5 protein-coding genes are annotated in these 3,719 nt (G+C 41.1%); 1 reads left to right on the plus strand and 4 read right to left on the minus strand.

Annotation, left to right across the window (positions count from 1 at the left end; all coding sequences use genetic code 11):
- The 4 genes from QZY09_RS05310 to QZY09_RS05325 form a co-directional block, all read right to left on the minus strand.
- Positions 1 to 542: phage integrase SAM-like domain-containing protein (locus tag QZY09_RS05310; protein WP_295669168.1), on the minus strand; the 542-nt coding region annotated here is incomplete at its 3' end.
- 521 nt (positions 543 to 1,063) lie between these two features.
- Positions 1,064 to 2,398, minus strand: a complete 1,335-nt coding sequence (locus QZY09_RS05315; RefSeq protein WP_295669172.1) for a ThiF family adenylyltransferase — start codon at positions 2,396 to 2,398, stop codon at positions 1,064 to 1,066.
- On the minus strand, positions 2,395 to 2,736 hold the full coding sequence (locus QZY09_RS05320; protein WP_295669174.1) for a hypothetical protein: 342 nt from the start codon (positions 2,734 to 2,736) through the stop codon (positions 2,395 to 2,397). Before QZY09_RS05320 ends, QZY09_RS05315 begins: the two co-directional genes overlap by 4 nt.
- A 10-nt stretch (positions 2,737 to 2,746) precedes the next feature.
- Positions 2,747 to 3,481 (minus strand): multiubiquitin domain-containing protein, encoded by a 735-nt coding sequence (locus tag QZY09_RS05325; RefSeq protein ID WP_295669177.1) that lies wholly within the window; start codon positions 3,479 to 3,481, stop codon positions 2,747 to 2,749.
- Positions 3,482 to 3,579: 98 nt separating this feature from the next.
- Here QZY09_RS05325 and QZY09_RS24685 point away from each other — a divergent pair.
- Positions 3,580 to 3,719 (plus strand): helix-turn-helix domain-containing protein (locus QZY09_RS24685; RefSeq protein ID WP_367119167.1); only part of this gene is annotated, 140 nt, incomplete at its 3' end.

The raw sequence follows: 3,719 nt of genomic DNA on the forward strand, positions 1-3,719 counted from the left end.
GGCTTTTGGTGATCCTTTGGCTTATGGTTACGAAGGTAAACCTCAAAATCCTTAACGAATTTATAATTCAATTCTCTAAGGTATATGTCAGAGACTTTATAAGAATCTCCCAGGAACTTTACTAAATACCTTTGGGTGACGTAATAATGCTTAAGGGTACTCCATTTCAAGTCTTCGGTAGAAGATTCGTTATGGTAAGTAAAAAGCTTACTCAGCGTGAAACCTTCGTCAGCTTCTCCGAGGTAAAGATTTTTGACGGCGGTTGCAGACGGCAACCGTCCTTTAAGCATTAAATCCTTATAGCAGTTGCCAAGCGCTAATTTAACTTCGTCCAAATAGCTGTTCAGCGTTTTAACCTGTTCACGGTTTCCTTTAGGAATACCTTTTTCAGTATCCCAATTATTGAGGTCAATACTTTGTTTTAACCCGATCAGGCATTTTTCCTTATTTACGGTTACGCTGACATAAAGTGGTGCTTTTCCATTTTTGGCTAAATACGCCCTTAAGACAAAGTGAATTCGAAACGATTGTGCAGTTTTCATAAAATATAATTTTAATTTGATCCTTTGTTGGTTATGGCCACGCTGTATTGCGCTGGCGATAATTTGCAATCATTCAGCTTTCAAAGATTTCTATTCCTTGTAAAATGCTGTTAATTAGCACATAAGATCAAAACTGAGCACTAAGTTAAATACTTAAAACAGGTGCTCAGTTAAGTGCACAGAAGTTTGGCTTTCTTAAGGGTTGTTGAGGGGATAATAAATGAAAAAACCCCTTAAATAAGCTATTTAAGGGGTTTTAAGACCCGAACAAAGGGTAAGTTGTGCGCCCACCTGGGCTCGAACCAGGGACCAAAAGATTATGAGTCTTACGCTTATCTTGAAAAAATAACTTGTATCTTATTTACGGTGAGCAATTTACAAACAAAAAAGCGAATGTCAAAATTTTGTTGTACCATATTTGTACCGGTTCTATTTAAAAAAGTGATAAATATTTGGAATCTAATATTCACCAAAAAATAGGAAAAATGGTAAATATTAGATTAATATGGGTGTAATAAAACTTAAAGTTTTTTAAAGACAGGTTGACCTAAATCCAATAAACTATAGTGCGTACACATATCCTCCATAAAGTTTAACCGGATATGGTTATTCAATAAACCAGTATTTCCATCGTAAGCTATATAAACCAACCTATTTTTCTGACCGGACCAGCCTGTTACCAAATCCGTGAAAATACCGATAGCTGATGATGCCAGTAATCCGTTTGGCCAAATAACTTGTGGCCTTCCACCTACGTTACCGTATTTGGCCGCTTCGGTAGCCAGCTTTTCTTCGGTAATAAACCCCATGCATCGCATACAGGCCTGACCAGGCATAGATAGTATGACCTGCCCTGAAATCTGGTTACACTCAACGCTTTTATGCACATCCATGCCTATATCAATGAATGGCAGCAAATACCTACGGCATTCTGCTTCGAGTTGGCTCCGGCCTTCATAGGTATCCACGCAACCAAATACCACATCGCCAACCTGTAGTGCCTCTGCGTTTTCCTGCCAGCGCGAATTAACAATTTTAACATCTGCCTCGGGATTGATATTTAGGATCATACGTCTGGCGATTTCTGTCTTTAAGCGTGCTTGGGCAATATCTTCAAAATAAGCTCCGACTAGCCGGTTAAGATTTGAGTCTTCCACCCGATCAAAATCAAAAAGTATGAAATGCTTTACACCCAGATGGGCTAATTGCTGCACTAAGTGAGATCCGCCACCACCAAGGCCAACTATTACGACTTTTAGATGCGCAAAAATTGAAGTTGAGCGTTCGCCTAAAAATGACTGCCGCTGCAATACGTTACTTTGCCGCAAGGTATGCGCACCAGGAAACTGTAAAACCATCGGGTACTGCACAGCGGCGATTATCTCGGGTATCACAAAATGTTTTTCTCCGTTTACCTTTACCAGCGCGTAAAAGGAATCTTTACTTAAAATCAAAATTCCATGTGGCTGATTCGGATTTACATTAGCAAAGCTTTCGACAACACCCGGTAATCCCTCTTTATCATCCCCACTCGGCCGGGGCTGGCCAATATGGTTATGCAAGTGAATGTGAAAGCCGCTGAAATTTTCGTCTAATATTATTTGCATAGCTCCGCGAATAGCAGCCGAGCCGATTCGCGCCCCTACGCTTTCATCCTCTATGTAATGTTCATCGGCTACCGGATGATATTCTGTATAATTGATCAGATACGTGCCATCGCTTAATACTGTGGTTTTGCCGTATACAAACCCGACACGTTCATAAGCAAATTTGTGTGACCTTTTTAGATCGGCTAGCATACATTGGTAAAGGCTGCCAGGCAACCTCATTTTTATTACCGTTTTTATATTTTTCATGGGTGCCTTAGTGCTTTCAAATGAATAGATAACATTTCGACCAATTTCAAACCTGGTTTGGTCGCCCAGGATACCGCATACCAGTTGCGGCCTAAAGCCCGTATATTACCATTCCAGTTGCGTTGCGGGCCACCGGTAATCTTACTGGCGAAAAATAGCCGCGACTGGTACCCCTCCCGTGGATTAGGGCAAAGCAGCGCATCAACTACACCGGGTTGGCACCCGTCAGGCAAAACCAGGTTTTCCAGCAGGAGATAATCATATCCCCCCTCGTTAGCATAGCTAACGGAGGGGATGATTGCCTTGAGTTCAGCGATTTGTTCTTCTGAAAATTTCATGTTAAACAGATTAAGATGATGAACCGTCCTTAACATGGCCGATGAATTGCTCACCGCCGTAGATATCCACTTTGCCATCGTCTTTCAAAGGTGTTAACTTGCCGTTGATGACCTGATCTAGGTCATAGGCTAATGGAACCCCTCCGATGGCCTTTAAATCGGCAACAGTGTGGACACCAGGCACTACCTCGAAAGGATTCTGGTTGATGGTGATCGTCACTTTTTTTGGCCCCTCCTTTTTGGAATAGAAGTGTTCAATGCCCGGGCGTGCCAAATCAACTTTCGTTTCATCCGCGATATGTTCATCCTCCCAGGGTTTTTCAATCGCCAGGAACAATTTTTCATCCGCAACGATACCTGCCAACTTCCGAACTTCAATGCCGGTTATGTACTGTTCGTACCATTTGTAGGTTTGGCCATTAATGGTTAGCAGCAATAAACGTTTAAAATAGAACTGTTCAATACCGGGCCGCGCAAGGTCTACTTTGTCATCGTCACCGATGTGTTCATCGACCCAAGGCTTTTCAATGGCAAGGAACGTTTTACTTTCTTCAGGCGCACTACCCAATTCACGGACTTGTTTACCTAAAATGTACTGCTCTTTCCAGTCGAAAGTTTTACCCTCGATGATAAGCTTTAAAAACTGATTGGCAGTTGAAAGGCCTGCCCCCTTATTTTGATTTTCCATATTTAAATTAATTAAGGATACTGCAAATATAATGCAATTGCTAATTATATCAAGCATTTGCTAAATAAATATTTGATATAATTAGCAATTGCTTGATTTATAGATTGATAAAATTAGCACTTGCGTATTAGAATTAGATTATATAGCTTTGCAGTATGGCAGCAGAGAAAAAAACACTGGGGGGGTTATTAAAAGAAGCGCGGGAACTACGCCGGCTTTCTTTAAGGGAGGTTGAAACCCAATCAGGCATATCCAATGCTTATTTAAGTCAATTGGAAAACGACAAGATCAAAAA

Source organism: uncultured Mucilaginibacter sp., assembly GCF_903913935.1.
Taxonomy (GTDB): Bacteria; Bacteroidota; Bacteroidia; order Sphingobacteriales; family Sphingobacteriaceae; genus Mucilaginibacter.

What these genes read in the sequence shown, in the direction of transcription:
- QZY09_RS05325 (WP_295669177.1), bottom strand. Translation starts at nt 3,481, where the DNA reads ATGCTTGATATAATTAGCAATTGCATTATATTTGCAGTATCCTTAATT.
- QZY09_RS05320 (WP_295669174.1), bottom strand. Translation starts at nt 2,736, where the DNA reads ATGAAATTTTCAGAAGAACAAATCGCTGAACTCAAGGCAATCATCCCC.
- QZY09_RS05315 (WP_295669172.1), bottom strand. Translation starts at nt 2,398, where the DNA reads ATGAAAAATATAAAAACGGTAATAAAAATGAGGTTGCCTGGCAGCCTT.